Genomic DNA, 25699 nt, shown 5'->3' on the forward strand with positions numbered 1-25699 from the left:
CGCTCCAGCAGCAAAAAGTCTTCCGGATCACGAACCGCGGTGTCAGGCGTCGAGGCCGCGGAGGACCAAGGGAAGCCGTTGGGCGCCGTCCCTGGTCACGCGGACCGGGACGCCCCAGTCCTGGCGGGTCAGGTGGCAGGCGGGGAACTCCGCGTCGATGTCGCACGTCGCGGCCTGGGCCACCACCTGCAGCACGCCCTCGGCGACGTCGGGGGAGAGGACCAGGCGGCGGCGCAGGTCCTGGGTCACGCCGGCGCCCTCCAGCAGCAGCTCGGGCGGCGACGCGGACACCTCCAGGCGGGTCGACGGGCCGAACGACTCGTCCAGCTTCTGGCCCGGCGCCGGCTCGAAGATCAGGTCGAGCTGGACCTCGCCGGGGGAGAGCATCGTCGAGGGGCGTTCAGTGCGGTGCCTGACGCCGGCGACGTCGATGCCCGCCGCCGCCAGGGTGCCGGGGGCGAGCCGGACCAGCCGGTGCGCGCCCGACTCGACGACCACGACGTCGCCGGTCGAGCTGAGCACCAGGTCGCTCGGCTCGCGGAGGCCGTCGACGACGGTGGTCACCACGCCGTCGGCGATCCTGCGGATGGCGCCGTTGTACGTGTCGGCGACGAGCACGCTGCCGTCGGCCAGGGCCAGCAGGCCGAGCGGGTGCTGCAGCAGCGCCTGCCCGGCGGGGCCGTCGACGTGCCCGAAGTCGAACAGGCCCTGCCCGGCCACGGTCGACATCCGGCCGCCGGAGATCGAGCGGATCGCGCTGGACTCGCTGTCGGCGATCCACAGCGTCGTGCCGTCGGGCGACGACGACAGGCCGGACGGCTGCGCCATCCACACCTCCTGCAGCGGGCCGTCGCGGAGCGCCTCGACGGTCGTCCCCGCGTACATGCCGGCGGTGCGCCGCACAGGGTTGAACCACCACAGCTGATGGATGCCGGCCATCGCGACCACGACCTGGTCGTCGAACCACGCCACGTCCCACGGCGAGGACAGGTCGACCGCCAGGGAGTCGTGCGCGTCGAAGTCGACGGTGCCGCGCCACTGCCGGCCGCTGCCGGCGACCGTGGTCACCTCGCCGGTCGAGAGCTTCAGGCCGCGCAGCAGATGGTTGACCGTGTCGGCGACGACGACGTCATACCCGGCGATCTCGGCCACGTGCGGGGGCAGCAGGCACAGCCCGCCCGGCTCGGAGAACTCGGGATCCGTGCCGTCCTTGCGGCCGCGCTGCCCGGTGCCGATCCGGCGGAGCAGGGTCTCGTTGTCGGCGTCGAGCTCGACCAGCGACTGGTGCGTCGAGTCGGCGACCAGGAAGTGCCCGTCGGCCAAGGCCAGCGCCTTGCCCGGGAACCGCAGCACCGTCTCCTCGGTCCTGGCGGCGACCTGCGGAGCGGAGCCGCGCCGCAGCGTGCCCCGCGCCTCGTGCACGCGGACGAGCTCCTCGACCAGCCGCGCCAGCCCTTCGGCGTGCCCCTCGCCGGCCATCGTGGCCACGACATAGCCCTCGGGGTCGATGACGGTCAGCGTCGGCCAGGCCTTCGCCGCGTACTGCTGCCACATCTCCATCTCGGGGTCGTCCAGCACCGGATGGTCGACCCCGTACCGCTCCACGGCGGCCGCGAGCGCCGCGGCGTCCTTCTCGTGCTCGAACTTCGGCGAGTGCACCCCGATGGTGACCAGCACGTCCGCGAACCGCTCCTCAAGCGGCCGCAGCTCGTCGAGCACGTGCAGGCAGTTGATGCAGCAGAAGGTCCAGAAGTCGAGAACTACGATCTTTCCCCGCAGATCGGACAGGGTGAGTCCGTCGGTGTTGAGCCATCCGCGCCCCCGGAGTTCGGGAGCGCGGACGCGGGCCTTGAGCAGTGGCGACTGTGCCGGGTCGGTCATGCCTCAAGTCTGCCCGAGTGCCGCCGGGCGCTCCCATGCGCCGCCGGACCCGGGCATCGACGTCACTTGGCCGAGGCCGGACGGAGGCAGAGGACCTCGTCCTTCTGCCCCTTGTGCTGCAGCACGATGTACGGCTGGCTCGAGTCTGAGCAGCTCTCCGGCTTCTCCACCTTCTGCACGATCGTGAATGCTTCCTTGTCCGAGCAGCTCGCCTTCTTCGCCGAGTTGCCGTCCTGCTTGACGCACGAGTTGACGGCGAAGCTGGTGCTGTCGGCGTTGTTCAGCGCCACCACGATGCCCGTGCCGGCCACCGCGAGCAGGAAGACCACGACCACCACGACGAGCCCCATGATCAGGCCGCGCTTGCTCTTCTTGTCGTTTTGCGGCGTCGGTACGACTGGCGCCCCGCCGACCGGTTCAGCACCAGCGGGGGGTTGATCGCCGGGCAGGTTGACGAGGTCGCTGTAGTGCGGGCCGGCCGGTGCGGCGCTCGGCACCGACGCCTGGTACACCCCCGTGGCGGGCGGCGGCGCGGCCTGGTAGACGCCGGTCGCGGGTGGCCCGGACGCCGGCGGTGCGCTCGTGGGCGGCAGGCTGGCCGGCGGCGCCGACGCCTGGTACAACGCCGGAGGTGCGCTCGTGGGCGGCAGGCTGGCCGGCGGCGCGCTGGTCGGGGACACGTTCGCGGGCGGGACGGACACCTGTGCCCGTGCGGCGAACGGTGCCGGCGGCGGGATCTTCCCCAGGTTCGGGGGAGCCGGCACCGCACCGGCGGGCTGTCCCGCTTCAGCGCCCGCTGGTGCCGTCATGCCCGCGGCGGCACCGGTCGCCGCCGATGCCGGCGTGCCATACGTCGCGGGCGGTGCGGAGGTGGGTGCGCCGTACGCGGCCGGCGGTGCGGACGTGGGCGCACCGTACGCGGCGGGCGCTGCGGAGGATGGTGCGCCGTACGCGGCCGGCGGAGCCGGCGGTGCGGAAGTGGGTGCGCCGTACGTGGCCGGCGGTGCGGACGTGGGTGCGCCGAACGTGGCCGGCGGTGCCGAGGCGGGCGCGCCATAGGTGGCCGGCGGCGTGGAGGAAGGCGTGCCGTACGTGGCCTGCGGCGCGGCGGTGGGGGGTGCCGAGGCCGGGGTGCCGTACGTCGCCGGGGGTGCGGAGGTCGGCGGGACCACGGGCGGCGGCGGCATGGCGCCGGGGACCTGGGCGCTGCCGGAGACCTGGGCGGTGCCATACGTCCGGGCGCTCCCCGAGACGGGGGCCGCCGAGACGGGGGCGTTGCCGTGCTGGATGCCGGGCACCTGCGCCGACCCGGACGACGGGACGCCGGACAACGGCACCTGGGCGGAACCGGCCGGCGAACCACCGGACACGGGCACCTGCGCCGACCCCGACGAGGGCACGCCGGACACCGGCACCTGGGCGGATCCGGTCGAAGGCGCGCCGGATCCGGGCACCTGCGCGGCACCGGAAAGAGGAGCGGCCGGTGCGGCGCCGGGCACCGACACCTGGGTGTAGCCGGCAGGAGGGCCGCTCGGGCCCGCCGGCACCTGGGCCGGGTCCTGGGCCGCGGCCGGGTCGTTCTGCTGCGCGGCGGACGAGGCCTCGCCGGCCTGTGCCGCCGGAGTGAAGCCGGGGAAGCTGCCCGCGGGGCCGGGAGGCACGTTCGGCGGCACGCGGGCCGGAAGCGGAGGGGCCGGCGGCGCGAACGGCCCGGCCGGCGGGAACGGGCCGGGCCTCGGCTGCTGCTCGGCGCCCTCGACCGCGTCCTGGCCGGTCGCGGCGGGGACGGCGGGAGGCGCGGCGGCCGGCGCGAAAGGCGGAGCGGCCGGCGAGGCTGGCGAGGCGGCAGGGGCGGACTCTGCGGAGGCGACCGGTGAGCCGTACGTCGCGGGGGTCGGCGGCGCCGCCGGGGACGACGGCTGGACTGGAGGCCTGGTCGGCATCGGGACCGACGCGGTGGCTCGCACGGTGCCGGCCGGTGGCGTGCCGGGCGGGGGTGAGCTCGGCGCGCTTGCCGCACTCTCGTCCGCTTCGGACGGGTGGGGCTGGTCGGACGTCATCGTGCCTCCTGTGGGTCAGACCCTTGCGACCGTAGTCGACCTGAACCACACATGGCAGTGCGGAGGCTCAGGTTCGTCGGCAAGCGCTCCCAGAATAGGTGAACAAGACGACGCCGCCCCGGTCCGGGGAGGGTCGGACCAGGGCGGCAAGTGCGGGGTTGGTGCGCAGGCTCAACTTCGGCTGAGCATGGCGTGGAGTTCGTCGCGCAGCGCGGCGGACGGGTTCTTGGCGATGGCGCGCTCGATCGCTTCGAGGCGGCGGGCGGCGTTGCGGCGGGCGCGGTAACGCTCCATGAAGGTGCTCACGGCTGGCTCCTTGGGATGTAAGGACGAGGCTTGCTTCGCATCCATTACACGCCCAGCGGAAGATCCTTAGCCAGCGAATAGCAAGTGACGCGGCGCACGCACCGACGATTCGTAGGGCCGCTGGCTGTGCAAACGCCCAGTTCGTCAGCCATATGACAGTGGCCCGGCGCGTCAGCGCCGGGCCACCTGCCGTGGATTGGACTGCTCAGCTCCAGGCCAGCAGCGATCCCTCGGGGTCCTCGAGGAACGCGCCGACGTCGCGCAGGAACTTGGAGCCCAGCTCGCCGTCGATGATCCGGTGGTCGAAGGACAGGCCGAGCGTCGTCACCTGCCGGATCTTGATCTTGCCCTTGTGGACCCACGGGGTGTCGCGGATCGCGCCGAACACCAGGATCGCCGACTCGCCCGGAGGCAGGATCGGGGTGCCGGTGTCGACGCCGAAGACGCCGACGCTCGTGATCGTGAACGTGCCGCCGCTCATCGCCGCCGGCGACGTCTTGCCCTCGCGGGCGGTGGCCACCAGGTCGTTCAACCCGTCGGCCAGCTCCCGCGTGGTGAGCGCGTCGGCGTCCTTGATGTTGGGCACGATCAGCCCGCGCTCCGTCGCCGCGGCGATCCCGAGGTTGACGTAGTGCTTGACCAGGATCTCGGCCGGGCCTCCCGGAGGGGCCTGCCAGGTCGAGTTGACCATCGGGTACCGCTTCAGCGCCACCAGGGCCGCCTTGGCGACCATGAGCAGCGGCGACACCCGCACGTCGCGCCAGTCCCGCTTGGCCTTCAGCCGTTCGAGGGCCTTCATCGAGCGGGTCACGTCGACCGTCAGGAACTCCGTGACGTGCGGCGCGGTGAACGCGCTCGCCACCATGTTCTCGGCGGTCAGCTTCCGCACGCCCTTGACCGGGATCCGCTCTTCACGGCCGACGCGGGGCGCCGGAGCCGCCGCCGAAGCAGCCGGAGCGGCGGCGGGAGCGGACGAGGCGGACAGCACGTCGTCCCGCGTGATCGAACCGTTCGGCCCCGTGCCCGCGATGGCGGTGAGGTCGACGCCGAGGTCCCGGGCCAGCTTGCGGACCGGAGGCTTGGCCAGCACGTTGCCCTGCGCCGGCGGCGGTGGCGTCCGGCCCACCGTCTCCGCGGCGACCGGAGCTGGCGCTACGGGTGTGGCGGGAGGCTCTGGTCGTACAGGAGCCGCGGTTGCACTTGCATTTGTTCTTGGACGGCGCTTCGCGGCGGCGGTCTTCGGTCCGTAGCCGACGAGCACGGCGGTGCGCCCGCCAGGTGCGGGACCGCCGATCATGCCGGGCTCGACCGGCGCGTCACCGGCGATGTCGACGGCCGCCAGCGCCGCCGCGGACGGCGTGCCCGTGGAAGCTTCGGTGGAAGCCTCCGTGGCCGGCGTCGCGGCACCGCCCGGATCGGTGTCGATGGCGATGATCGGGGCGCCGACCTCGACCGTCGTGCCCTCCGGGTGGAAGATCCTGGCGACCTGGCCGGCCCACTTCGCGGGGATCTCGACCGCCGCCTTCGCGGTCTCGACCTCGACGATCGGCTGGTTGAGCTCGATCGTGTCGCCGACCTGGACGAGCCACTTGAGGATCTCGCCCTCGGTGAGGCCTTCGCCCAGATCGGGAAGGTTGAACTCTTTGACCCGTGTCACTGCGCGTCCCCCTAGAACCCGAACGAGCGGTCGACGGCGTCGAGCACCCGGTCGAGGTCGGGCAGGTACTCCTCCTCGACCCGGGCGGCCGGGTACGGCGTGTCGAACCCGGTGACGCGCAGGACCGGCGCCTCGAGGGAGTAGAAGCACTCTTCGGTGATCCGGGCCGCGATCTCCGAGCCGAGCCCCAGGTTGCCGGGCGCCTCGTGGACGACGATCGCGCGGCCGGTGCGCCGCACCGACTCGTAGACCGGGCCCATGTCCAGCGGCGACAGCGTGCGCAGGTCGATGACCTCCAGGTCGCGCCCGTCCTCGGCGGCGGCGGTCGCGGCGTCCAGCGCGGTGCGGACCATCGGGCCGTAGGCGAGCAGCGTCGCGTCGGTGCCGGGGCGCGCGATCCGCGAGACGTGCAGCGGTGCGCTCGCGGCGTCGACGTTGACCTGGCCCTTCTCCCAGTAGCGGCGCTTGGGCTCCATGAAGATGATCGGGTCGTCGGACTCGATCGACTGCTGGATCATCCAGTACGCGTCGTCGGGGTTGGAGCAGGAGACGACCTTCAGGCCCGCGGTGTGCGCGAAGTAGGCCTCGGGCGACTCGGAGTGGTGCTCGACCGCGCCGATGCCGCCGCCGAAGGGGATCCGGATGACGATCGGCAGCCGGACCTTGCCCTTGGAGCGGTAGTGCATCTTGGCGACCTGCGACACGATCTGGTCGTAGGCCGGGTAGACGAACCCGTCGAACTGGATCTCGCACACCGGCCGGTAGCCGCGGATCGCGAGGCCGACGGCGGTGCCGATGATGCCGGACTCGGCGAGCGGGGTGTCGATGACGCGCTCGTCGCCGAAGTCCTTCTGCAGGCCGTCGGTGATGCGGAAGACGCCGCCGAGCTTGCCGACGTCCTCACCCATCACGAGGACCTTGGGGTCACGCTCCATCGCCCGGCGCAGGCCGGTGTTGAGCGCCTTACCGATCGTCAGGGTCTCGGCCATCAGTGCCCACTCCCCTCGAACGACGACAGGTACTTGTCGAACTGCGCCCGCTGCTGCTCCAGCTCCGGCGATCCGTGCGGATACACGTGGTCGAACAGGGTGCGCGGGTCCGGGTCGGGCATGTTGAGGACGCGCTCGCGCAGGTCGGCGGCGGCGACCCTGGCCTCCTCGTCGATGGCGGCGAAGAAGTCGTCGCCGGCGATGCCCTGCTTGCCGAGGAAGGCCCGCAGGCGCGCGATCGGGTCCTTCGCCTGCCAGGCCTCGACCTCGCTGGCGATGCGATACCTGGTCGGGTCGTCCGACGTGGTGTGGGCGCCCATCCGGTACGTGTAGGCCTCGATCAGCGAGGGGCCCTGGCCGTGGCGGGCGTCGTCGAGGGCCTTGCGGGTGACCGCGTAGCAGGCGAGCACGTCGTTGCCGTCCACGCGCAGGCCGGGGAAGCCGAAGCCGCTGGCCCGGTGGTACAGCGGGACCCGCGTCTGCCGCTCGAGCGGCTCCGAGATCGCGTACTGGTTGTTCTGGCAGAAGAACACCATCGGCGCGTTGAAGACCGACGCCCAGATGAACGCCTCGTTGACGTCGCCCTGGCTGGTGGCGCCGTCGCCGAAGTAGGCGATGACGGCCTCGCCGTCGTCGGAGCCGACCTTGCCGTCCTTGGTGACGCCCATCGCGTAGCCGGTCGCGTGCAGCGTCTGCGCGCCGATCACGATCGTGTACATGCCGAACTTGAACTCGTTGGGGTCCCAGGCACCCTGGTCGACGCCGCGGAACAGGGTCAGCGGTGCGATCGGGTCGACGCCGCGGCAGTACAGCACGCCGTGCTCGCGGTAGGTCGGGAACGCCATGTCCTGCGCGCGCAGCGCCCGGCCGGAGCCGACCTGCGCCGCCTCCTGACCCAGCAGGCTCGCCCAGATGCCCAGCTCGCCCTGGCGCTGCAGGGCGGTCGCCTCGGCGTCGAGCTTCCGGACCACGACCAGGTCGTGGTAGAGCGAGCGGTATTCCTCGTCGGTGAAGTCGACCGTGTAGTCGGGGTGTTGGACCCGGTCTCCTTCGGGGGTGAGCAGCTGCACGAACGCGGGTTCAGGCGCGGCCCGTGTTCCTGACGTCCGGGCCTTTGCTTCGCCCTTCGCCATCCGTTTCTCCCTGTCGTCTCTCGCGTCGGCAGCGGGGGTAACCCTGCCGCGCAGCGGGGGTGGCTGCTACGCGGCGACCCTGTTGGAGCCGGCGCGTCGCGGTGGGTGTGAGTGGATCACGCCCGGGAGCCGGCTCTGGGGCTCAGTCGCAGGGTATGCGGACGCTACAGCCCCGTTGCCGGTGTGTGTCCAGCATCGCAGAAGGCGTGTGGATCGACACCATGGAGTCCGGGTTCGCCCGCGTCGCAAGGTCGAAAAATCCCTCCGAACCGGGCAGATCCTCGCCCGGCGTGCGGCAGTTGGTCCCAATGAGCTTCGTTCTGCCTTCCCCCGCACACTGGAGCGCTTCCTTTGGAATCCGACGTCCGTACCCACCGCATGCTGTCGCCGAACCGGCGGCCGCTGCTCATTTCCGCGCTGCTCGTGGCGCTGACCTCGGTGCCGACCCTGATCGTGGTCGCCGCCGGCAGCGCCACGCTGGACACGGCGCCGTCTGTCCGGACGCCGATCGTCGCGGAGCCGCATCCCGGTCCGCTCGTGCTCGCCCCGACGCCCAGCAGCGGGCTGCACGGCGCGGGCACGCCGACGCACGTGGCGGAGCCGACCGCGCCACTGCCCCCGGCGACCGTGGTGAAGCCGCGCGCCAGCGGGAGGACGTCAGGTGGATCGGGCGGCGGTGTCGTCGTCGGTACGGGGAGCAAGCCGCCCACGGTGGCGCCGGCTCCGCCGTCCTCGCCGGCGCCCGAGGTGCAGGAGCCTCCTGCCGTCGTGCCGACGCCCTCACCGACGAAGGGCGTGCCCATCCAGGACAAGGCGTGGCCGGGCTGGGACGCGAGGCTCAAGGGTCGGCCGGAGGCGGTCAAGCGCTGGGCCGGTCATCGGCCTCGATCGGGGTCGGCCGATCGGTCAGATCTGGAGGACTGCCCGTCCGAACAGGTTTAGCGCTGCGTCTATGAGGTGTGCGGGTCAGCGGCCGGCGCGCGTGTTGGAGTTGCGGGTCACCATCGCCCACGCGATGGAGAACGGCTTGCACGGCCAGTGCGTGCAGCCGGCCGTGCACCGTGTCGCCTGCTGGACGTGCAAGGGCTGGTGGCGGGCCACGAGGCGGCGGGCGTCGGTGACGGCGTGGTCATAGATGACGGCCATCAGAACCCCTGCGCGGCGGGTGCGGTCCACAGGATCCGGGCCGAGTACAGCTGCTGGGCGGTCGCCAGCGCGTCGTCCGCGGACCGGAAGACGGCGATCTCGGACTTCCCATTCCCCAGGCGCCACGTGAGCACGGCCTGATCCGGCAGCTCGTGACCCCAGGCGACGACCTGAGGATGGTCGTCATCGAAAGGATCGGCGACAATGCCGAAGAGCCGCGGTGCGCCTTCGAGCAGGAGCACGTCGTCTTCGATCACGACGGATCTCCCTCCGACAGAGGATCCAGCTCTGACCGCCCCAGAATGCATGTGCAGGTTTCCCGGGGCAATACGTTCCGTCAAACTTGAGTAGAGCAACCCAATCGCTCACTGACGCACATGCTTGCGCGACAACCCGGTAACGGTGACACTCGTCGTGAGTAATGGAGGTGAGTGGTGTCGCACGCGCACAGCCCCACGTTCCCCCGCTTCCAGCTGGGCAAACAGCTCCGTCGACTGCGCGAGCAGGCGAAGCTCACCACCGAGGACGTCGGCCTGCAACTCGACTGCTCCCCCAGCACGATCAGCCGCATGGAAGGCGGGAAGGTCGGCATCCGCCGCAGCACCCTCGAACAACTGCTCAAGATTTACGACGTCGATGACCGCGATCTCACGGAAACGTTGATCGCGCTCGCGAAGGAAGGCAAGACCCGGGGCTGGTTCGCCCGCTTCGGCGACCTCCCGAGCCACTACTCCCGCTACATCGGCCTGGAGTCCAACGCGATCGAGATGCGGGACTACGAGGCGCTGGTGGTGCCCGGCATGCTCCAGACGGAGGAGTACACGCGGGCGCTGCTCGCCGCCGCCTCCCCGTCCGGCGAGTCGGAGGATGCCGTCCAGGCGCACGTCAGCGCCCGGCGTGAGCGTCAGGAGCTGCTCGCCCGGGCCGAGAATCCATTGCAGTTCATCGCGGTCCTCGACGAGAGCGTCATCCGGCGCCTCATCGGCGGGCCCGACGTGATGCGGTCGCAGCTCAAGCACCTGGCCGAAATGAGCCGGGCGAGGAACGTGACGGTCCAGATACTCCCCTTCAGCGGGGGAGCCTATGCCGGCATGGCTGGGTCGTTCGCGATCCTCAAGTTCCAAGGTGCACCAAGCGTCGTGTATGCCGAAGCCATGGCCGGCGACATCTACCAGGAAGCCGGAGACGTCCAGCGGTACCACGACGTGTTCGAAAGTCTGCGAGCCGCCGCACTCAGCCCATTCGAGTCGGTCAAGTTGATCGAGTCGGCGATTGCTGGGACGGCCTGACAAACGAAGGAGTGCGCAGATGGCTGCGCTGAACGAGCGGTGGCACAAGCCCACCCGGAGCGGCAACAACGGACAGTGCGTCGAAGCGCGGTTCGTCGACGGCGTCGTCGAGGTCCGCAACTCCAACGCCCCGGACGCGGGATCGGTGCGCTTCACCCGCGCCGAATGGGAGACCTTCATCGCCGCGGTCGACACCGACGGTGAATTCCGCCTTCCGTAATCAAGCTGAGCAAACAGCGAAGGGACCGTCCCGACCGGCGGTCCCTTCGTCGTAGCTGCGAGCCGATTTTGATGCTATCGCTCGTCGGCTCGATCCATAACCGTGTGGCCGCGATCCGCGTGATGCAACAAAAGGCGTGAAACGGTCAGGCGGCGATCGGCCGGGGTGCAATACCGCGATGTGGGTGTCGTGGCGCCGCGCACCGGAGTAAGCATGAACACATGGTGACTGTTCGCACAGGTGACGGCGTGGGTGGCGGGGTCGCTACGCTGCAGCCGACGATCCGGGCGTATCGACCGACGGACCATCGCGAGTGCCGGCAGCTGTGGGCGGAGCTGACCGAGGAGCATCAACACCTCTATCCGGCGACGCCACCCGTCAGCGGTGACCCGGGGGCCGCGTTCGAGGAGTACCTCACGCGGCTCGACCTTTCCGGCATGTGGGTCGCGGAGATCCTCGGCGTCGGCGTGGTCGGCATGGTCGGGCTCATCCTCGACGGCCGCGGTGGGCAGGTCGAGCCGCTGGTCGTGGCGTCGTCACGGCGCGGTGCGGGGATCGGCCGGGCGCTGCTCTCCCACGTCGCCGACCAGGCCAGGCGGCGGGGGCTCGGGCAGCTGAGCATCTCGCCGGCGGCGCGCAACATCGACGCGATCCGGTGCCTGCAGGCGGCGGGGTATGACGCGCTCGCCCGGGTGACGCTCGCCATCGACCTGCACCCGGACGGCCATGACTGGCGCGACGGGATCGACCTGCACGCGCAGCGGTTCCGCTTCTAATCTTCGTCTTTGGTCTTTCGTCGCATCTGCTTCATTGTCGGTGCGCTGCTTCTTTGTCAAGGTGCGGCCGGCGGTTGTGGATCGAATCGGGCGTTGTCCACAGCCGAAAACCGCGAGTTCCCGTGAGTGGCGGCGACCGCCAGGCTCGGGTGCATGACGACCGCGACCTCGACCCTCGCGCAGCCCCGGCTGCGGCTGCGCACCCCTGCTGACATCCTCGCCGGCACGCCGTACCTGTTCGGGTTCCACCCGTCCGACAGCATCGTCGCCCTCGGGGTGCGCGACAGGCGGCTGCGCTTCCACATGCGCGACGACCTGCCCGACCCTGGCGAAGACCTCGGCACGCTCGCCGACGGCTATGGCGCCCTGTTCGCGCGCCAGGACGTCGACCACGTCGTGCTCATCGGCTATGGCCCGCCCGAGCGCGTCGAGACCCTCATCCACGCCACCACCGCCGCGATGCGCCGCCACGGCATCGCCGTGCACGAGATGCTCTGGGCCCATGAGGGTCGCTACCGGTCGCTGATCTGCGAGTCGCCGCACTGCTGCCCGGCCGAAGGCCAGCCCTTCGACGTCGAGACGTCCGCGGTCGCGGCGACCGCCACCCTGATCGGGATGGTCGCGCTGCCCGACCGGGCCGCCCTCGTCGCCAGCCTCGCCGCCCCGACCGGCCCCGCCCTCGACGCCGCCGAGCGCGCCACCCGCCACGCCCAGACCCGCCTCGCCCGCTCGCCCGGCACGCCCGCCGAAGGGGTCGCCTCCATCGACGCGGCGCTGCGCCGTGTCCGCGCCGGCGAGGGCCTCACCGACGAGGAGGTCGCCTGGCTCGCGTTCCTCCTCCACAACCTGCCCCTGCGCGACGAGGCCTGGCTGCGCATCGACCGCGACCTCGACACCGACCTCGACCTCCACGACCGCCTGTGGACCGACGTGCTGCGCCGCTGCGCCCCCACGTTCGCCGCCCCGGCCGCGATGCTCGTCGCCTACGTGTCCTGGCGCTCCGGCAACGGCGTCCGCTCCCGGATCGCCCTGGACCGCGCGTTCGACGCCGACCCTGGATACCGCGCCGCCAAGCTCATGGCCGAGATCCTCGACCGCGGCCTGTCCCCGCAGTCCCTCCCCCCGATCGGCCGCCGCCCCACCCCACCTCGCCGCCGCACCACCCGGCGCCGGAAGCGCTGAATTCCCTGCCCCCGGCACCGCACTCGCCTCCGGCGCGGGCGTCGTCGGCCTGCCCGCCGCTCTCGGCCCGGGCGGGGGCATTTGTCGGCCTGCCCGCGCCGCTCTTAGCTCGGGCGGGGGTTGTGAGCGGCCTGTCCGCGCGCCGCTCCTGGCTCGGGCGGGGCGCTGATGGTCTGCCTGGTGCTGCGTTCTGACTGGAGGAGGTGTTTCAGGGGCCGCGCCTGCTCGCGACCCCCGAGCCGCGAGCCGTTCGCGGGCGGTCGAAGCCGCGTTCGACCTGGTTGCGGTGCTGGTGCCCGGGCCGGGTCGGACGCGGCCGGCCAGCCGCTCCGGGACCGCTCCGGGACCGCTCTGGGACCGCTCTTTGCCTGGTCTTGCCTGGTCGGCGATCTGGTCCTTCGGCTGCGGAATCACGGCCACAGTCCCGTCAGTCGTGGCGCGGCCCGGCTCGCTCTGGATTGCGCGTTCGCCGCCGCCGCTGGAAATCGTGCCGCCAAGCTCATAACCGAGACTCTCGGCCGCGGCCTGCCCCCGCAGTTGCTGTCCCGCGGTCGCTGTCCCCGATCGGCCGACGCGACGGCCGCTGCACCCGGCCCCGCACCACCCGCCGCCGAAAGCGCTGAAGGCCCTGCCGGTGTTCGACCTGGTTGCGGTGCTGGTGCCCGGGCCGGGTCGGGCGCGGCCGGCCCGGCGCCGCGGGATCCGCTCCTTGCCCGGTCGGCGATCTGGGGTTCTTGTGCGGGAGCACTGGCACTGACCTGCCAACCCACCTCGACGGGCGGCCTCCTGCGGCGGTGGGGGCGTTGCCGGGGAGGGCGGGGCACACTCGTCGACCAGCTCGCCCTCGCCGGTGGTCGCTCGCTCAGTGGGTTTGGGGGAGGTCGGCGATGCGGTGCGTGCCGGTGTAGACGTTGAAGGTCTGGCCGCGCAGGAAGCCGACGAGTGTCAGCCCTGCCTCCTCGGCCAGGTCGACGGCCAGGGTGCTCGGCGCCGAGACCGCGGCCAGCACTGGGATGCCTGCCATCCAGGCCTTCTGGCACAGCTCGAAGCTCGCCCGGCCGCTGACCATCAGCACGTGACCGGTGAGCGGCAGGCGTTCCTGGCGGGCGGCCCAGCCGATCACCTTGTCCACGGCGTTGTGCCGGCCCACGTCCTCCCGGAGGCAGACCAGGCTTCCGTCCGCGTCGAACAGGCCGGCCGCGTGCAGCCCACCCGTCGTCCTGAACGCCCGCTGGCCCGCGCGCAGCGCGTCGGGCAGGGCGGCCAGGAGCGCCGGCGTCACCCGTACGCCGTCCGCTGCGACGTCGAATCGTGAGCGCGTCCGCACCGCGTCGATGCTTGCCTTGCCGCACACGCCGCACGAGGAGGTGGTGTAGAAGTTCCGGCTCGGATCGGTCTGCGGGGCCGGGACTCCGGCGGCGAGCACCACGTCCACGACGTTGTACGTGTTCGCTTCCTGGTCGCCGGCGCACAGTTGTGCCGTCCGCACGTCCGCGGCGGACCTGATGATTCCTTCGGTGAGGAGGAAGCCGATCGCCAGATCGAGGTCGTCCCCGGGCGTCCGCATCGTGACCGCCAGCGCGGGCCGTGGCGACCCGGCCGGCCCGACCCTGACCTCCAGCGGCTCCTCGGCGATCAGGGTGTCCGGCCCGACCTTGACCGCGACCCCCGCCGGGGCGTCCGGAGCCGGGGTGACGGTGACCCGGGTGATCGTGCGCCGTTGCGTGACGCGTCCCATGGTCGGGCCTCCAGTTGCGGCGAGTGGTTCCGGTCGTTGCCTGCTCGACGGTACGTTCTGCCCATGGGCGCAGCCACCGCATGGCCGGGACTCGTGGCGGTGATCCTGGCCGGGGGTGGCGGGACGCGGCTCGGCGGCCAGGACAAGCCGATGCTGCCCGTCGCCGGGGTGCCGATGCTCGACAGGGTGCTGGCCGCGGTCGAGGGGGCGGCGCTGCGGATCGTGGTCGGGCCGCCTCGGGAGGGGCTGCCCGCGGGGGTGCGCACCGTCCGGGAGGAGCCGCCCGGTGCCGGTCCGGCGGCGGCGACGGCCGCGGCGCTCGGGCTTGTCCCGCGAGCGGCGGCGGGTGAGGGGCCGGCGCTGGTCGGGCTCTTCGCCGCGGATCTGCCGCACCTCACGGCTGAAGGAGTCGAGGTCCTGGTCGCGGCGGTCGCGGGAGGCGCGGACGGGGCGGTGTTCGTCGACGGGCGCGGCAAGCGGCAGCTGCTGTGCGGGGTGTGGCGGGCCGGCGCGCTGAGGGACGCGGTCGAGCGGCTCGGGGCGCCCGAAGGGCGGTCGATGCGGGCGGTGTTTGATGGGCTGGACGTGGTCGAGGTCGAGTGGACCGGGTCCGGGCCGGCGCCGTACTTCGACTGCGACACCGAAGAGGACCTGCGCCGGGCAGACCCCGAGCGGCACATGAGGGGCGGCGCATGAATGGGGCCGGAGCGTAGTGGGAGGGGCGGCATGAGCGGGGAACCGGAGCTGGCGGCGTGGGTGGTGCGGGCGTGTGCGGAGCTCGGGCTGGAGCCGTTGAGCGCGGGGGAGCAGGACGCGATCCTCGACCTCGCGCGGGACGTGGCGCACAACGTGACCCGGCCGGGTGCGCCGGTGACCGCGTTCCTGCTGGGGGTCGCCGTCGGGCGGGGCGCCGACCTGGAGGAGGCCAAGGCGCGGCTCGTCGCCCTGGTGGACGAGGGCTGATCGACGCCAGGACCCGGCAGCGACGGCCCCGGAGGAGCCCGAGGCACCCGGGGCGTGCGCCGTCTGGATAGGGTGAGCCCGGGGGGATTGGAGGCGGTCATGGCGGATGATCAGGACTACGAGGCAGCGCTGTTCGACGACGAGGACCCGATCGGCGGGGACCTCAAGGAGAAGGTTGCCGAGGCCTGGCGCGACTTCGCGCGGCACCTGGTCGACGCGCTGCGGCAGCTCGCACCCGGCACGACGCTCGATCTGACGCTCGACCCCACGGCGTCCGGGACCGGCGACGCCATCTATTCGGTGCAGGTGACCGGCGAGGACGGCGACATGCTCGCCGCGACCGCGGTCGGCAACGCCGACCTGCCGGCGGCATATCGGCTGGGGCGGACCGTGATCGCGCAGACGGTGGCGCTCGGGTGGTCGCCGCCGGGGGTGGTGCCAGGGTCGGGCGAGGCGTTCGGCGTGCGGGTGCCCAAGAGCGAGGCCGTCCAGCTCAGCCGGCTCATCATGCGGACCCTGCGCGACATCTACGGCACGCCGCACCCCGCGTTCCTCACCTATCTCGCCCACGACGCGCAGGGGCTGGTGGCGGCCCTGCCGTCGCTCGGCGTCGCCCGGTCGCTCGCGTCGATCATCGAGACCGACGGCGACGGGCCGGTGGCGGTGGTGCGGGCGAAGCACAGCCAGGCAGGTGAGGAGCAGGACGACCTGTCGCTGCACGACAAGGTGATCACGGTCGTGGCGCGGCTGATGAAGACGACGCCGGAAGAGCTGACGATCGACCCTGACGGTGACATCGGCATCCGGTCCGGGTCGGCGATGGTGTTCGTCCGGGTGCGGGACAACCCGCCGCTGGTCGACGTGTATTCGCCGGTCCTGACCGAGATCGAGCCGACCGAGCGGCTCTACGTGAAGCTGTCCGAGCTCACCAACCGGATGCCGATCGGCCGGCTGTACTGCACGAACGACACGGTGTGGGCGTCGGTGCCGGTGTTCGGCCGGGACTTCCAGGCGACCCACCTGATGCTCGCCGTGCAGGTGATGACCGGGCTCGCGGACGAGCTGGACGACCGCCTGCAGGGCGAGTTCGGTGGGAAGCGGTTCTTCGGCGAGAACGACACCCCCAAGCAGGTCGACGGTGAGCGCACCGGGATGTATCTCTGAAGAACGCTAGAGCCCGCAGGAGCGGCGCAGCGCCCGGGACACCCGGCCGAAGAGGTCGACGTCCCGCGTGCGCAGCAGCGTGACCTGCGTGCCGCGGTAGTCGGCGAGCAGCGTGTGCTGCCGCGGCCAGCGGCGTGCGTAGACGAGCCCGACGACCCAGGTGATCAGCAGCGCCGACAGCGCGACCAGGATGACCGGCGCGGAGCCGGTGGTCGCCGCCACGCCGAGGACGACGGCGTTCGCGAGCCCGACCGCGATGCATGCCCGCACCCCGGCGTGCAGGGTGCCGGTGCCGTGCGTCGGTCGCGACAGCTCCGCGATCTCGTAGCGGCCGTGGTCGGTGGCGAAGATCCGGTCGGTGACCAGAATCCCGTGCTGGTTGTAGTGGATGACCGGCCGGGACTCGAAAGACTGGGGTGCGTAGGAACTCATGGTTGCGCTCCCTTGCTGATGGCCGGCGTCCGGGTCACGGATGCCGACGCGACGAAAGAGGAAGGCGGCAACCGGCCACAGTGACGGCCGCCGTCCAGGGTGCCTCCGGGGAAAGGCACGTCGAAGCCCAAGCGTCGCCGTCGCCGGGTGAGGCGGATCATGCAACCCCACCAGTAAGCTTCTAACTTGATTACGCATCAACTTGCTGCCAGATGCAAGTGCATCTCAGTGTCGAAAGTTCTCAGTATTTGTTCGTCGATGCGGTACGGTGTGGTCGATGTCCTCGAAGCCGAGCCCGACTCTGCTCCGTCGCCAGCTCGGAGCCGAGCTGCGCCGGTTGCGAGAGGCTGCGCGGAAGACGGCCGCCGAGGTCGCAGCCGAGCTCAAGTGGTCCGAGTCCAAGGTCAGCCGGATCGAGACCGCCAACAGCAGTATCCGCAACCCGGACCTGACGAAGCTGTTCGACCTCTACCAGACCGCGGAGGCCGAGCGCACGCGCATCACCGCCCTCGCCACGCAATCGCGCCAGCGGGCCTGGTGGGAAGCGTATGGCGATGCATTGCTCGGCGCCTATGAGACATACATCGGGTTCGAATCCGAGGCAGCCGAGATATTCATTTACGACGCGGTTATTCTGCACGGCCTGCTGCAGACCGTCGAATATGCCGGCGCGATCATCAATTCGGTGTCCGTGGGGGAGCGGCCCGATGTGGTGAGCCAGCGGGTGTCGGTCCGGATGGCACGCCAGGCGGTGCTGACCCGGGATCCGCCGCCGAAGATCCGCGCGATCCTCGACGAGGCGGTGCTGAAGCGGGCCGTCGGCGGGACCGATGTCATGAAACGGCAGCTCATGAGGCTGCTGGAGATCGCCGATCGGCCGACGGTCACCCTGCAGATGGTGCCGTTCGACCGGGGGGCGCACCGTGGGGTCGACGGGACGTTCACCGTTCTGGAGTTTGCCAACGAGACCGAGCCGCCGATCGTGTATTGCGACGGCATGACCGGTGGGGTGTTCCGTAACCGCCCCGAAGAAGTGCGGCGCTACCTGGTCGCCTTCGAGTCGTTGCGCACCGTGGCACTGAGCCACACTGAAACACTGGATTACATTCAGCGGGCTATTCGCGAATTCGAATAGCCCAAGCATTAGGGGTCGACATCATGAGCATTGTGTGGCGTAAAAGCACGCGCAGTGGCGGCAGCGGTTGCGTCGAGGTCCTCCTCGACCCGAAGGCCGTCGGCATCCGGGACTCGAAGGATGCCAACAGCCCGGAGATCTACGTCGACGCCGCCGCCTGGAGGGCGTTCGTCCAGCACGTGACCGGAGGGCAGTACGCCCCCGGAGGGCAGGACATCGCCGGAGGGCAGCGCTGACCGTACAGCGGCGCGAAATCGAACGATCCAGCTACAGCGCGATCCAGGCCTGCTCGGCCAGGGTCGACGCGTCGGTCGCCTTCAGCCCCTGCTCCGACAGGGTCCACAGGGTGCCACCGACGATCAGCGAGCGGCGGATCGCCGTGTAGCGGCCGGGGTGGGTGATCGCACCCGCCTCGGTGATCGTCGAGTCGCCGACCTTCAGCACCAGCACCGCCGGCTGGCTGTCGCGCCAGACCGGGACCGCGAGCAACCCCAGCGGCGCCCAGAAGAGGAACGCGTGCGGGTCGTGCTCCGCCTCGGAGCTGCCGCTCTGCCGCTTGAACTGCGCCACCCGCGAAGGGTGCGCCGGGTCCCGCACGTCGAACAGCGACACCTGCGTGCCCTGCACCCGGCCCTGCGCGTTGGCGTCCTGCCCCAGGCCGAGCAGCCGCCCGTCGCCCGCGGGGTGCAGGTACGCCGAATACCCCGGAATCTTCAGCTCCCCGACCACCTTCGGCGCCGCGGGGTCGCGCAGGTCGAGCGTGTAGAGCGGATCGGTCTGCCGGAACGTGACCACGTAGCCGGTCGTGCCGATGAACCGCACCGAGTAGATCCGCTCGCCCTTGCCGAGGCCGTCGACGCGACCTGCCTCGGTCAGCCGGCCGCCGTCGCGGCGCAGCACGTACACCGCTGACGCCGTCGTGTTGTCGGCCGCCATCGTCGTGGCGATCCGCAGGTGCCCGTCCCACTCCGACATCGAGTACTGGTTGAGCAGCCAGCCCGGCACCTCACCCGACGCGACGAACCGGGGGCTGCCGGCCGCGCCGAGGTCGAACTTGAAGACCTGCGTCGACGGCCTGGCCGGTGACGTCGCGCCCCTCGTGCGCACCACGTCGGCGGCGAGCACCCGCCAGCGCTGGTCGTTGGCGATGTACAGGCTGGGCCCGTTGGCGTAGACGGTGTCGCCGTCGGCCACGACCGAGACCGGGTCGCCGCCGCCGAGTGCCGCGCCGCCCAGGTCGAAGGTCAGCACCGTCAGCATCGACGTCGCCGAGTAGGTGGCCGGCCGGCTCACCGCGCCGCAGTCGACCCGCCCCTCGGTGCGCTTGCCGCCGGCGTCGGTCGCGGTCCACTGCGGCAGCCACGCGTCGACCGGCGCGGCCATGACCGCCGAACGGTTCGCCGCGATCCGCGCGTCGTCGTCGCCGCCGAGCTTCGCGTTGTCGGGGAACGCGATCCGCGGCCGGGACACCACGACCACCCGGGCGGTGCCACCGACCTGCCGGGCGTCGAGCAGGCCGCCCTCGATGGTGAACCGGCCGATCACCTTCGGCGCGCCGGCGAGGTCGACCAGCGTCATCTGCGCGCCCGACACGCCGGGCACGTCGTCGAAGCCCGCCCGGTAGTCGTAGCCGAGCACCAGCGCTCGGTCGCCGGACAGCAGCAGCTCCGTGACATTGACGGCGCTCTTGCCGCTGGCGTCGTCGACGGTGCCGAGGGTAAGGGACCCCGTCACCGTCCGGCTGGTGACGTCGACGACCTTCAAGGCGCCGCGCGACAGCGTCACGATCCGCTTGCCGTCGGTCTTCACGAGATCCGGCTCGTCGACACCCGCCTCATGGGTGTTGGTGCCCGAGTACTCCTGACCGGTCGGCGCGGCCGCCTTGCCGCCGCCGTTCAACGAGCTCCGCTGTGCGGCGGTGTCCGCGGCGCCACCGCCGCGCAGCATGGCGCCGTTGTTCAGGAACCCCCACGGCCCGACCGCACCCGCCGCGGCGTCCCGCAGCGACGACAGCAGCTGCTCGCAGGAGTCGAACGCCACCAGTTTGAACGCCGGCTCCGGCCCGGTGACCGTGGACGGCGCTGCCTTCGGCGACGCGCCGCTCGTACACCCGGCGGCGACGAAGACAAGGGCACTCAACGCGGCGAGCGAGCGTCTCATGCGTGCTAGGACGTGCCGGGTGTCGATCCGGTTCCCGGCCCGGTGACGACTTTCGGCGCCAGCCGCTCGACCAGTCGCGACAGCACGATCATGCTGCGGGTCGACGTCACGAACGGCTCGGCGCGCAGCCGTTCGAGGGCCTCCTCGAGGCCCGCCATGTCGACCGCCCGCAGGTGGACCAGCGCGTCGGCCTCACCCGAGATCGTGTACGCGCCGACCACCGCCGGATGGCGCTTCGCGGCGTCGCGGATCTGCTGCGGTGACGTCCGACCGGTGCAGAACAGCTCGACGAACGCCTCCGTCGTCCACCCCAGCGCGTCCGGGTCGACGAGCGCCGTATAGCCGCGGATCACCCCGCTGGATCGAAGTCGGTCGACGCGACGCTTCACCGCCGGTGCGGACAGCGCCACCTGCGATCCGATGTCCGCATACGATGAGCGGGCGTCCTCCTGCAGCAACGCAATGATCTGCTGGTCGATCGGGTCGAGGCGCAACGAATCCCTCCTCGAAAGCAAGCATTACCGCTGTTTTGTGCAACCCCGCAAATCTACCGTTTGATCTCGTGACCCACGTCGAGCGGCTGCCACGCGAGCGCACCTACCTGATGTCACCACCCGAGCACTTCGTGGTGGAGTACGCGATCAACCCGTGGATGGACGTGTCCACGCCCGTCGACACGGAGCTCGCCCTGAAACAGTGGGAGGGCCTGCGGGAGACCCTGGTGCGCCTCGGCCACCGGGTGCACGTGCTGCCGCCGGAGATCGGCCTGCCGGACATGGTCTATGCGGCCAACGGGGCGTTCAGCGTCGACGGCGTCGTCTACGGGGCGCGCTTCAAGTACCCGCAGCGCATCGCCGAGGCCGCCGCGCACCGGCGCTTCTACGACAACCACGGCTGGAAGTTCGTCGCGCCGGCCGAGACCAACGAGGGCGAGGGTGACTTCGCCTACCTGCCCGACGCTCTCGGCGGCGGCGTGATCCTGGCCGGTCACGGGTTCCGGACCGAGACCTCGGCGCACTCGGAGGCGCAGGAGGCGCTCGGCCGGCCGGTGATCTCGCTGCGCCTCGTCGACCCGCGCTTCTACCACCTCGACGTCGCGCTGGCGTCGCTGGACGACCGCACGATCGTCTATTACCCGGGCGCGTTCTCGGCCGCGTCGCAGCGGGTGCTCGCGCAGCTCTTCCCGGACGCCGTCGTCGCCGACGAGGAGGACGCCCTGTCGTTCGGGCTCAACCTCGTCTCCGACGGTCGCAACGTGGTGCTCAACAGCGAAGCCACCGCCCTGGCGGCCAAGCTCCGGCAGGCCGGCTACGTGCCGGTCCCGGTGGAGCTGACCGAGCTCAAGAAGGGCGGCGGCTCCGTGAAGTGCTGCATCGCCGAACTTCGGCCCTGAGCCGGACTTCGGCCTTAAGAAGTCGCCGGCGCCGGTGCCGGGGTCCCGGCCGTTGACTGGATCAGCACGATCTGCGCCGTGTAGGTCGTGCTGGCGGTCGCCGCCGGGCTCGCGCCGCCGCTGGTCGTGATCGGGCCGCCGACCACCACTGAGCTGCCCGCCTGCACCGCCTCCGGCTGCACAGCCATGTGGTTGTCGAAGATCTTGGCGTTCTTGGCCAGAGTCCACGTCTTGGTGTAGCCGTCGGTCGACCGGACCGTCAGGGACGTGCCCGTCGTCGCCGTCGCGGTGCCGTTCTGCATCGCGACCCGCACCGGGCCCTTCTTCGTCTGCACGATGCCCTCACCGTGCAGCACGTCCTTGAGCCAGTTCTCGTGCTGATAGGTCTGACCGGTCTGACCAGGTGTCGGTTGCGCCAGTGCGACCCCTGGCAAGGCGCCGACGATCACGAGGACCGCGGCACTGAGCAGCAGGCCTATGCGTGTGCGTCGCATCTGGATACCTCCTGTCCGAGCAGTTCCGCAATTGGGCCGACGGGTGCACTACCTCCTCTCACCCGGCCCAAACGGCACCGTCACCGTGAATCTCGCCCCTCCCTCGGGTGCGTGGCCGGCCTCGATCCTGCCGCCGAGCCGGCGGGCCATCCGCGCGGCGAGGGCCAGCCCCAGCCCGCTGCCGACCTTGCGCGCGCCCTGGTACCGCCGCGACAACGCACCCCGCTCGAACGCCACCGCCAGGTCGTCGTCGGTGAACCCGGGCCCGCCGTCACGGATCTCGATCGACGCCTCCGCCGGCCCCCACACCAGCGCCAGCACCACCGGCACCCCCGTCGTCTGCTCGGACGGCACGACCCGGAGCGCGTTCTCCAGCAGGCCGTCGACGATCTGGCGGACCCTTCCCGGGTCGGTGCGCACCGGCACCGGCATCGGCGGCAGCTCCGTGCGCAGCAGCAGCCCCGCCGCCGTGAGCCGCCCGCCCCACGCCTCGGCGGTCGCCGCCACCAGCTGCGTCAGATCCACGTCGACCACCTCGACCGGCAGGTCCGCGGCCTCCAGCCGGGCCAGCACCAGCAGATCGGCGATCAGCCGGTCCAGCCGCTCCGCCTCGTCGAGCACCGTCTGCCCCGCCCGCTGCGCCCCGTCCGGACCCACCACCCCGTCCGCGAGCGCCTCCGCATAGCCGCGGATCGTCGTCAGCGGCGTGCGCAGCTCGTGCGACACCGACAGCAGGAAGTCCCGCTCGCGCCCCTCGCTCGTGGCGAGGGCCGCGGTCAGAGCGTTCACCGCGTGCGCCAGATCCGCCACCTCTGCCGGCCCGTCCGCGTCCAGCGTGACCGACCGGTCGCCGGCGGTGAGCCGATTCGCCGCGTCCGCCACGGTACGGATGGGCCGCGCGATCCTCCTGGCCAGCAGCACGCCCGCCAGCAGCCCGGCCGCCAACCCGGCCAGCAGCGCCATCCACAACTGACCCCACAGCCGCGCGATGGTCGCCTGCCGCGACGGCACCCGCTCGGTCAGCACCACCCCGTTGCCCGCGTTGCCGACCGGCCGCCCGACCACGAACCGCACCCGCTGGTCCACCATCGCCCGCCGGACCGGGACCTGCCGCCCGGCCCCGACCGTCCTGACCACCCCGTCCGGCAGCCCTTCGCGATCCGCCTGCCCCGCCCGGATCAGGTAGACCTCGATCCCGCGGTTCCGCAGCCGCTCGACGATCACCTGCTCGTCCGTGCTCCTGGGCGTGTTGAACCGGGGGCGCAGCAGCTCGGCGGTCAGCGTCGCCTCGTCGGCCAGCCGGATCCGGGCCGCCCGGTTGGCCTCCTGGACCGCCAGCGGCGCCCCGACGAGCGCCGTCACCAGCACCGAGATGACCGCGACCAGGCAGGTGACCAGCGCGCTGCGCGCGGCGATGGACCTGAACCCGGACCTAGGCATCGGCGGTGTACCCGACGCCCCGCACCGTCCTGAGCACCCCCGCCGCGGCGCCGAGCTTCCCGCGCACCTGCGCCACGTGCACGTCGACCGTCCGGGTGCCGGAGTGCGCGGCGTACCCCCACACCGAGCCGAGCAGCTCCTCCCGCGTGAACACCCGCCCCGGGCGCTGCATCAGGTGCGCCAGCAGCGCGAACTCCGTCGACGTCAGCGCCACCGGCGTGCCGCCGACCCGGCATTCCCGCCGTGCGGGGTCGAGCGTGACGGGGCCGACGGTGCGGATCCGCTCGACGTCGGGCGGCCCCTGCGTGCGGCGCAGCACCGCCTTCACCCGCGAGACCAGCTCCCGCGGGCTGAACGGCTTGGTCACGTAGTCGTCGCCGCCCAGCTCCAGCCCGAGGATCCGGTCGACCTCGTCGTCCCGCGCGGTCAGGAACAGCACCGGCGTCCAGTCACCGGCCTCCCGCAGCCGCCGGCAGATCTCCGTGCCGTCCATCCCCGGCAGGGCGATGTCCAGCACACACGCGACGGGCCGCAACTTCCGCGCCGCGGCCAGGCCCGCCGTGCCGTCGTGCTCGACGTGCACCCCGAAGCCCTCGCGCGCCAGATACATGCGCAGCAGGTCGGCGATCGGCCGCTCGTCCTCGACGACCAGCACCAGCCCCTTGCCCTGATCCACGGGCTCATTCTGCCGCGCCCGCACCCCGCCCGATGTTCGGGCGATGTTTGGATCTCCGGCCAGTCGGATACAAGGGCATCGATCGGCTCACCCTTCGCGCGGAAGCCAGCGCCTGCTGTGAAGGGTGAGCCGATTGCCTGAGTGACGCGGAGGCCGGCTGATCGCTCAGGCGATGCGGAGGGCCGCCGTGGCCAGAGCGGGCACCCGGGGCGTGGTGGCGGCGGCGATCACGCCCCACGGCGTGCGGAACGCCTGCTTGAGGGCCTCGTCGAGGCGCCGCATCTCGGCCTTGTTCGTGAGGCGGACCCAGATGTTCTCGCGGACGCCGTCGATGGCGGTCACGCCGAGCTGGATGCCGGAGCGGGTCGGCTCGGGGGTCCAGGTGACGTCGGCGAGCGAGTGCAGGTCGGTGTTGAGGTGCAGGGAGACCCGGCGCAGCAGCGGCGACTCGGTGGTGATCACGAGGCGGCTGCGGGTCAGCATCAGCACACTGTTCCGGGAGGCGCGGGACGTGCAGCGGGCGACGACGGCGACGGCGTCACGGTCGCCGGCGCAGCCGCGCAGCACCTGGACGTGGCGGCGGATGGTCGCGGGGGAGAGCTTCGCCAGTGCCGTGGCCGGCAGGAATGTGCACGTGAATGTGTCCAGCGTCTCCATATCGAAGGCAACGACGGTTCGCGCTCAGCGACACGCGCTTCCGGCACTTTTCGTGCGCCGATCTTGCGGGCGTAGTGCCAGGACACTCCCACAGTGTCCTTTTTGCCACCACCACGCCGGCAAGATCGGCGCACAGCCTGTCCGGCAACCGGGGAGGGCTACGAAGCGGACGGGCGAGGGCTGGGCTTGAGGGGAGCGCAGGCGGTGACGGCGGCCGCCACCTTCGCGTCGCCGGTGTCGAGCTGGTCGACCGGGCCGCTGACGGTGACGCCGTGCTCGGTCAGGCAGTTGCGGTACGCCGCGTCGCGACCTCCGCCGTTGCCGCCGCCGCCATTGCCGAAACCGCCGCTCGGGAACGCGGTCGGGCGCAGCGACTCGCAGGCCTTCTGCGCCTTTTCCCAGGTCTGCTGGTCCACGCCGTTCGGCGCGGCAGTGCCGAAGAAGCCGCCGCCACCGCCGCGGAACCCACCGCTGCCGGACGGGCGCGGCCCTGACGGGAACGCGGTCGGACGGCCCGACGGGTTGCCGGACGGGCGGGCGGTGGGGCGTCCGGAGCCGTTCATCTGCGGCAGGTTGACGCCGTTGTCGCGCAGGCACGACGCGTAGTCGGTGCCGGAGGCAGCCGTTGCCGGCGCCGCGCTGTCCGACGATCCGCAGGCTGTGGCGAAGAACGCCACCGCGGCGAGCGCGAGAGCGGCGCCACCGATCCGCTTGGTCATCACCACATGCAACGGCGCGAACCTCGACGCACCGTGGGCTGGACCTCAAAATTCGGTGAGAGCGCCTTCCCAGGAAACTTTGAGGTCCG

The 25699-nt window shown here is 71.6% G+C and carries 28 protein-coding genes; 11 read left to right on the forward strand and 17 right to left on the reverse strand.

The genetic code is table 11. The features are described from left to right. Nucleotides 1–42 precede the first annotated feature (42 nt). From ACFY3L_RS28150 to pdhA, 6 genes are all read right to left on the reverse strand, one after another. Entirely contained in the window at nt 43–1881 is a 1839-nt protein-coding gene (locus tag ACFY3L_RS28150) for an NHL domain-containing thioredoxin family protein (protein ID WP_389330247.1), read from the reverse strand. Between the two features lie 62 nt (nt 1882–1943). Continuing rightward, nucleotides 1944–3941 (reverse strand): hypothetical protein, encoded by a 1998-nt coding sequence (locus tag ACFY3L_RS28155; protein ID WP_389330250.1) that lies wholly within the window; start codon nt 3939–3941, stop codon nt 1944–1946. Nucleotides 3942–4112: 171 nt separating this feature from the next. Next, entirely contained in the window at nt 4113–4247 is a 135-nt protein-coding gene (locus ACFY3L_RS28160) for a hypothetical protein (RefSeq protein ID WP_389330253.1), read from the reverse strand. A gap of 205 nt (nt 4248–4452) precedes the next feature. Beyond that, nucleotides 4453–5904, reverse strand: a complete 1452-nt coding sequence (locus ACFY3L_RS28165) for a dihydrolipoamide acetyltransferase family protein (protein ID WP_389330256.1) — start codon at nt 5902–5904, stop codon at nt 4453–4455. Between the two features lie 11 nt (nt 5905–5915). Then, entirely contained in the window at nt 5916–6896 is a 981-nt protein-coding gene (locus ACFY3L_RS28170) for an alpha-ketoacid dehydrogenase subunit beta (RefSeq protein ID WP_389331358.1), read from the reverse strand. After that, entirely contained in the window at nt 6893–8026 is a 1134-nt protein-coding gene (gene pdhA, locus ACFY3L_RS28175; RefSeq protein ID WP_389330259.1) for a pyruvate dehydrogenase (acetyl-transferring) E1 component subunit alpha, read from the reverse strand. The genes ACFY3L_RS28170 and pdhA overlap by 4 nt, the downstream gene beginning before the upstream one ends. A 351-nt stretch (nt 8027–8377) precedes the next feature. Between pdhA and ACFY3L_RS28180 the strand changes: the two genes are divergently transcribed. Beyond that, nucleotides 8378–8968, forward strand: a complete 591-nt coding sequence (locus ACFY3L_RS28180) for a hypothetical protein (protein ID WP_389330262.1) — start codon at nt 8378–8380, stop codon at nt 8966–8968. Nucleotides 8969–8992: 24 nt separating this feature from the next. On the opposite strand, the gene ACFY3L_RS28185 is transcribed toward ACFY3L_RS28180, so the two are convergent. After that, on the reverse strand, nt 8993–9172 hold the full coding sequence (locus ACFY3L_RS28185) for a hypothetical protein (protein WP_389330265.1): 180 nt from the start codon (nt 9170–9172) through the stop codon (nt 8993–8995). Beyond that, nucleotides 9172–9429 carry a hypothetical protein gene (locus ACFY3L_RS28190; RefSeq protein ID WP_389330267.1) on the reverse strand — a complete coding sequence of 86 codons (258 nt, stop codon included), beginning with the start codon at nt 9427–9429 and terminating at the stop codon, nt 9172–9174. The genes ACFY3L_RS28185 and ACFY3L_RS28190 overlap by 1 nt, the downstream gene beginning before the upstream one ends. A gap of 177 nt (nt 9430–9606) precedes the next feature. On the opposite strand from ACFY3L_RS28190, the gene ACFY3L_RS28195 reads away from it, so the two are divergent. From ACFY3L_RS28195 to ACFY3L_RS28210, 4 genes are all read left to right on the forward strand, one after another. Beyond that, nucleotides 9607–10461: a helix-turn-helix domain-containing protein gene (locus ACFY3L_RS28195; RefSeq protein WP_389330270.1), complete on the forward strand. Its 855-nt coding sequence runs from the start codon at nt 9607–9609 to the stop codon at nt 10459–10461. Nucleotides 10462–10480: 19 nt separating this feature from the next. Then, on the forward strand, nt 10481–10681 hold the full coding sequence (locus ACFY3L_RS28200) for a DUF397 domain-containing protein (protein ID WP_033359839.1): 201 nt from the start codon (nt 10481–10483) through the stop codon (nt 10679–10681). Nucleotides 10682–10902: 221 nt separating this feature from the next. Then, nucleotides 10903–11457, forward strand: coding sequence for a GNAT family N-acetyltransferase (locus ACFY3L_RS28205; protein WP_389330273.1), 555 nt, complete (start codon nt 10903–10905; stop codon nt 11455–11457). 153 nt (nt 11458–11610) lie between these two features. Next, nucleotides 11611–12639 carry a DUF4192 domain-containing protein gene (locus ACFY3L_RS28210; RefSeq protein ID WP_389330276.1) on the forward strand — a complete coding sequence of 343 codons (1029 nt, stop codon included), beginning with the start codon at nt 11611–11613 and terminating at the stop codon, nt 12637–12639. Between the two features lie 862 nt (nt 12640–13501). On the opposite strand, the gene fdhD is transcribed toward ACFY3L_RS28210, so the two are convergent. Next, on the reverse strand, nt 13502–14377 hold the full coding sequence (gene fdhD / locus ACFY3L_RS28215; protein ID WP_389330278.1) for a formate dehydrogenase accessory sulfurtransferase FdhD: 876 nt from the start codon (nt 14375–14377) through the stop codon (nt 13502–13504). Between the two features lie 99 nt (nt 14378–14476). Between fdhD and ACFY3L_RS28220 the strand changes: the two genes are divergently transcribed. The 3 genes from ACFY3L_RS28220 to ACFY3L_RS28230 all read left to right on the forward strand — a co-directional run bounded on the left by ACFY3L_RS28220 (nt 14477) and on the right by ACFY3L_RS28230 (nt 16504). Next, nucleotides 14477–15073 (forward strand): molybdenum cofactor guanylyltransferase, encoded by a 597-nt coding sequence (locus ACFY3L_RS28220; RefSeq protein WP_389331361.1) that lies wholly within the window; start codon nt 14477–14479, stop codon nt 15071–15073. Nucleotides 15074–15103: 30 nt separating this feature from the next. Continuing rightward, on the forward strand, nt 15104–15340 hold the full coding sequence (locus ACFY3L_RS28225; protein WP_389330280.1) for a DUF6457 domain-containing protein: 237 nt from the start codon (nt 15104–15106) through the stop codon (nt 15338–15340). A 99-nt stretch (nt 15341–15439) separates the two neighbouring features. Further along, nucleotides 15440–16504, forward strand: a complete 1065-nt coding sequence (locus ACFY3L_RS28230) for a hypothetical protein (protein ID WP_389330282.1) — start codon at nt 15440–15442, stop codon at nt 16502–16504. A 6-nt stretch (nt 16505–16510) separates the two neighbouring features. Here the strand turns inward: ACFY3L_RS28230 and ACFY3L_RS28235 are convergent, their stop codons facing one another. Further along, entirely contained in the window at nt 16511–16936 is a 426-nt protein-coding gene (locus tag ACFY3L_RS28235) for a DUF6232 family protein (RefSeq protein ID WP_389330284.1), read from the reverse strand. 277 nt (nt 16937–17213) lie between these two features. On the opposite strand from ACFY3L_RS28235, the gene ACFY3L_RS28240 reads away from it, so the two are divergent. Next, nucleotides 17214–18071, forward strand: coding sequence for a helix-turn-helix domain-containing protein (locus ACFY3L_RS28240; protein ID WP_389330286.1), 858 nt, complete (start codon nt 17214–17216; stop codon nt 18069–18071). A 23-nt stretch (nt 18072–18094) separates the two neighbouring features. Beyond that, nucleotides 18095–18307, forward strand: coding sequence for a DUF397 domain-containing protein (locus ACFY3L_RS28245; protein WP_389330289.1), 213 nt, complete (start codon nt 18095–18097; stop codon nt 18305–18307). Nucleotides 18308–18338: 31 nt separating this feature from the next. Here ACFY3L_RS28245 and ACFY3L_RS28250 read toward each other — a convergent pair whose 3' ends face one another. Together ACFY3L_RS28250 and ACFY3L_RS28255 are read right to left on the reverse strand one after the other, a co-directional pair. Continuing rightward, complete coding sequence (locus ACFY3L_RS28250) at nt 18339–20231, reverse strand: beta-propeller domain-containing protein (protein WP_389330292.1); 1893 nt, start codon at nt 20229–20231, stop codon at nt 18339–18341. A 5-nt stretch (nt 20232–20236) separates the two neighbouring features. After that, nucleotides 20237–20725, reverse strand: coding sequence for an Lrp/AsnC family transcriptional regulator (locus ACFY3L_RS28255; protein ID WP_389330295.1), 489 nt, complete (start codon nt 20723–20725; stop codon nt 20237–20239). Nucleotides 20726–20793: 68 nt separating this feature from the next. On the opposite strand from ACFY3L_RS28255, the gene ddaH reads away from it, so the two are divergent. Beyond that, nucleotides 20794–21624: a dimethylargininase gene (gene ddaH, locus ACFY3L_RS28260; RefSeq protein ID WP_389330298.1), complete on the forward strand. Its 831-nt coding sequence runs from the start codon at nt 20794–20796 to the stop codon at nt 21622–21624. A 14-nt stretch (nt 21625–21638) separates the two neighbouring features. On the opposite strand, the gene ACFY3L_RS28265 is transcribed toward ddaH, so the two are convergent. From ACFY3L_RS28265 to ACFY3L_RS28285, 5 genes are all read right to left on the reverse strand, one after another. Further along, on the reverse strand, nt 21639–22118 hold the full coding sequence (locus ACFY3L_RS28265; RefSeq protein ID WP_389330301.1) for a hypothetical protein: 480 nt from the start codon (nt 22116–22118) through the stop codon (nt 21639–21641). 48 nt (nt 22119–22166) lie between these two features. After that, nucleotides 22167–23558 carry a histidine kinase dimerization/phospho-acceptor domain-containing protein gene (locus ACFY3L_RS28270; protein ID WP_389330304.1) on the reverse strand — a complete coding sequence of 464 codons (1392 nt, stop codon included), beginning with the start codon at nt 23556–23558 and terminating at the stop codon, nt 22167–22169. After that, on the reverse strand, nt 23551–24234 hold the full coding sequence (locus ACFY3L_RS28275; protein WP_389330307.1) for a response regulator transcription factor: 684 nt from the start codon (nt 24232–24234) through the stop codon (nt 23551–23553). Before ACFY3L_RS28275 ends, ACFY3L_RS28270 begins: the two co-directional genes overlap by 8 nt. A 165-nt stretch (nt 24235–24399) precedes the next feature. After that, nucleotides 24400–24891 (reverse strand): hypothetical protein, encoded by a 492-nt coding sequence (locus ACFY3L_RS28280; RefSeq protein ID WP_389330310.1) that lies wholly within the window; start codon nt 24889–24891, stop codon nt 24400–24402. Nucleotides 24892–25049: 158 nt separating this feature from the next. Continuing rightward, complete coding sequence (locus ACFY3L_RS28285; RefSeq protein WP_389330313.1) at nt 25050–25610, reverse strand: hypothetical protein; 561 nt, start codon at nt 25608–25610, stop codon at nt 25050–25052. Between the last annotated feature and the right edge of the window lie 89 nt (nt 25611–25699).

It is taken from the genome of Dactylosporangium sp. NPDC000521, from assembly GCF_042898305.1.
In the GTDB taxonomy this organism is placed as follows: domain Bacteria; phylum Actinomycetota; class Actinomycetes; order Mycobacteriales; family Micromonosporaceae; genus Dactylosporangium.

Bases quoted from the DNA above. Each gene is read 5' to 3' on its own strand.
- ACFY3L_RS28200 (WP_033359839.1), top strand. From the start codon at position 10,481: ATGGCTGCGCTGAACGAGCGGTGGCACAAGCCCACCCGGAGCGGCAAC.
- ACFY3L_RS28270 (WP_389330304.1), bottom strand. From the start codon at position 23,558: ATGCCTAGGTCCGGGTTCAGGTCCATCGCCGCGCGCAGCGCGCTGGTC.
- ACFY3L_RS28235 (WP_389330284.1), bottom strand. From the start codon at position 16,936: ATGAGTTCCTACGCACCCCAGTCTTTCGAGTCCCGGCCGGTCATCCAC.
- ACFY3L_RS28230 (WP_389330282.1), top strand. From the start codon at position 15,440: ATGGCGGATGATCAGGACTACGAGGCAGCGCTGTTCGACGACGAGGAC.
- ACFY3L_RS28205 (WP_389330273.1), top strand. From the start codon at position 10,903: ATGGTGACTGTTCGCACAGGTGACGGCGTGGGTGGCGGGGTCGCTACG.
- ACFY3L_RS28240 (WP_389330286.1), top strand. From the start codon at position 17,214: ATGTCCTCGAAGCCGAGCCCGACTCTGCTCCGTCGCCAGCTCGGAGCC.
- ACFY3L_RS28285 (WP_389330313.1), bottom strand. From the start codon at position 25,610: ATGACCAAGCGGATCGGTGGCGCCGCTCTCGCGCTCGCCGCGGTGGCG.
- ACFY3L_RS28155 (WP_389330250.1), bottom strand. From the start codon at position 3,941: ATGACGTCCGACCAGCCCCACCCGTCCGAAGCGGACGAGAGTGCGGCA.
- ACFY3L_RS28210 (WP_389330276.1), top strand. From the start codon at position 11,611: ATGACGACCGCGACCTCGACCCTCGCGCAGCCCCGGCTGCGGCTGCGC.
- ACFY3L_RS28185 (WP_389330265.1), bottom strand. From the start codon at position 9,172: ATGGCCGTCATCTATGACCACGCCGTCACCGACGCCCGCCGCCTCGTG.
- ACFY3L_RS28250 (WP_389330292.1), bottom strand. From the start codon at position 20,231: ATGAGACGCTCGCTCGCCGCGTTGAGTGCCCTTGTCTTCGTCGCCGCC.
- ACFY3L_RS28265 (WP_389330301.1), bottom strand. From the start codon at position 22,118: ATGCGACGCACACGCATAGGCCTGCTGCTCAGTGCCGCGGTCCTCGTG.
- fdhD (WP_389330278.1), bottom strand. From the start codon at position 14,377: ATGGGACGCGTCACGCAACGGCGCACGATCACCCGGGTCACCGTCACC.
- ACFY3L_RS28225 (WP_389330280.1), top strand. From the start codon at position 15,104: ATGAGCGGGGAACCGGAGCTGGCGGCGTGGGTGGTGCGGGCGTGTGCG.
- ACFY3L_RS28280 (WP_389330310.1), bottom strand. From the start codon at position 24,891: ATGGAGACGCTGGACACATTCACGTGCACATTCCTGCCGGCCACGGCA.
- pdhA (WP_389330259.1), bottom strand. From the start codon at position 8,026: ATGGCGAAGGGCGAAGCAAAGGCCCGGACGTCAGGAACACGGGCCGCG.
- ACFY3L_RS28150 (WP_389330247.1), bottom strand. From the start codon at position 1,881: ATGACCGACCCGGCACAGTCGCCACTGCTCAAGGCCCGCGTCCGCGCT.
- ACFY3L_RS28245 (WP_389330289.1), top strand. From the start codon at position 18,095: ATGAGCATTGTGTGGCGTAAAAGCACGCGCAGTGGCGGCAGCGGTTGC.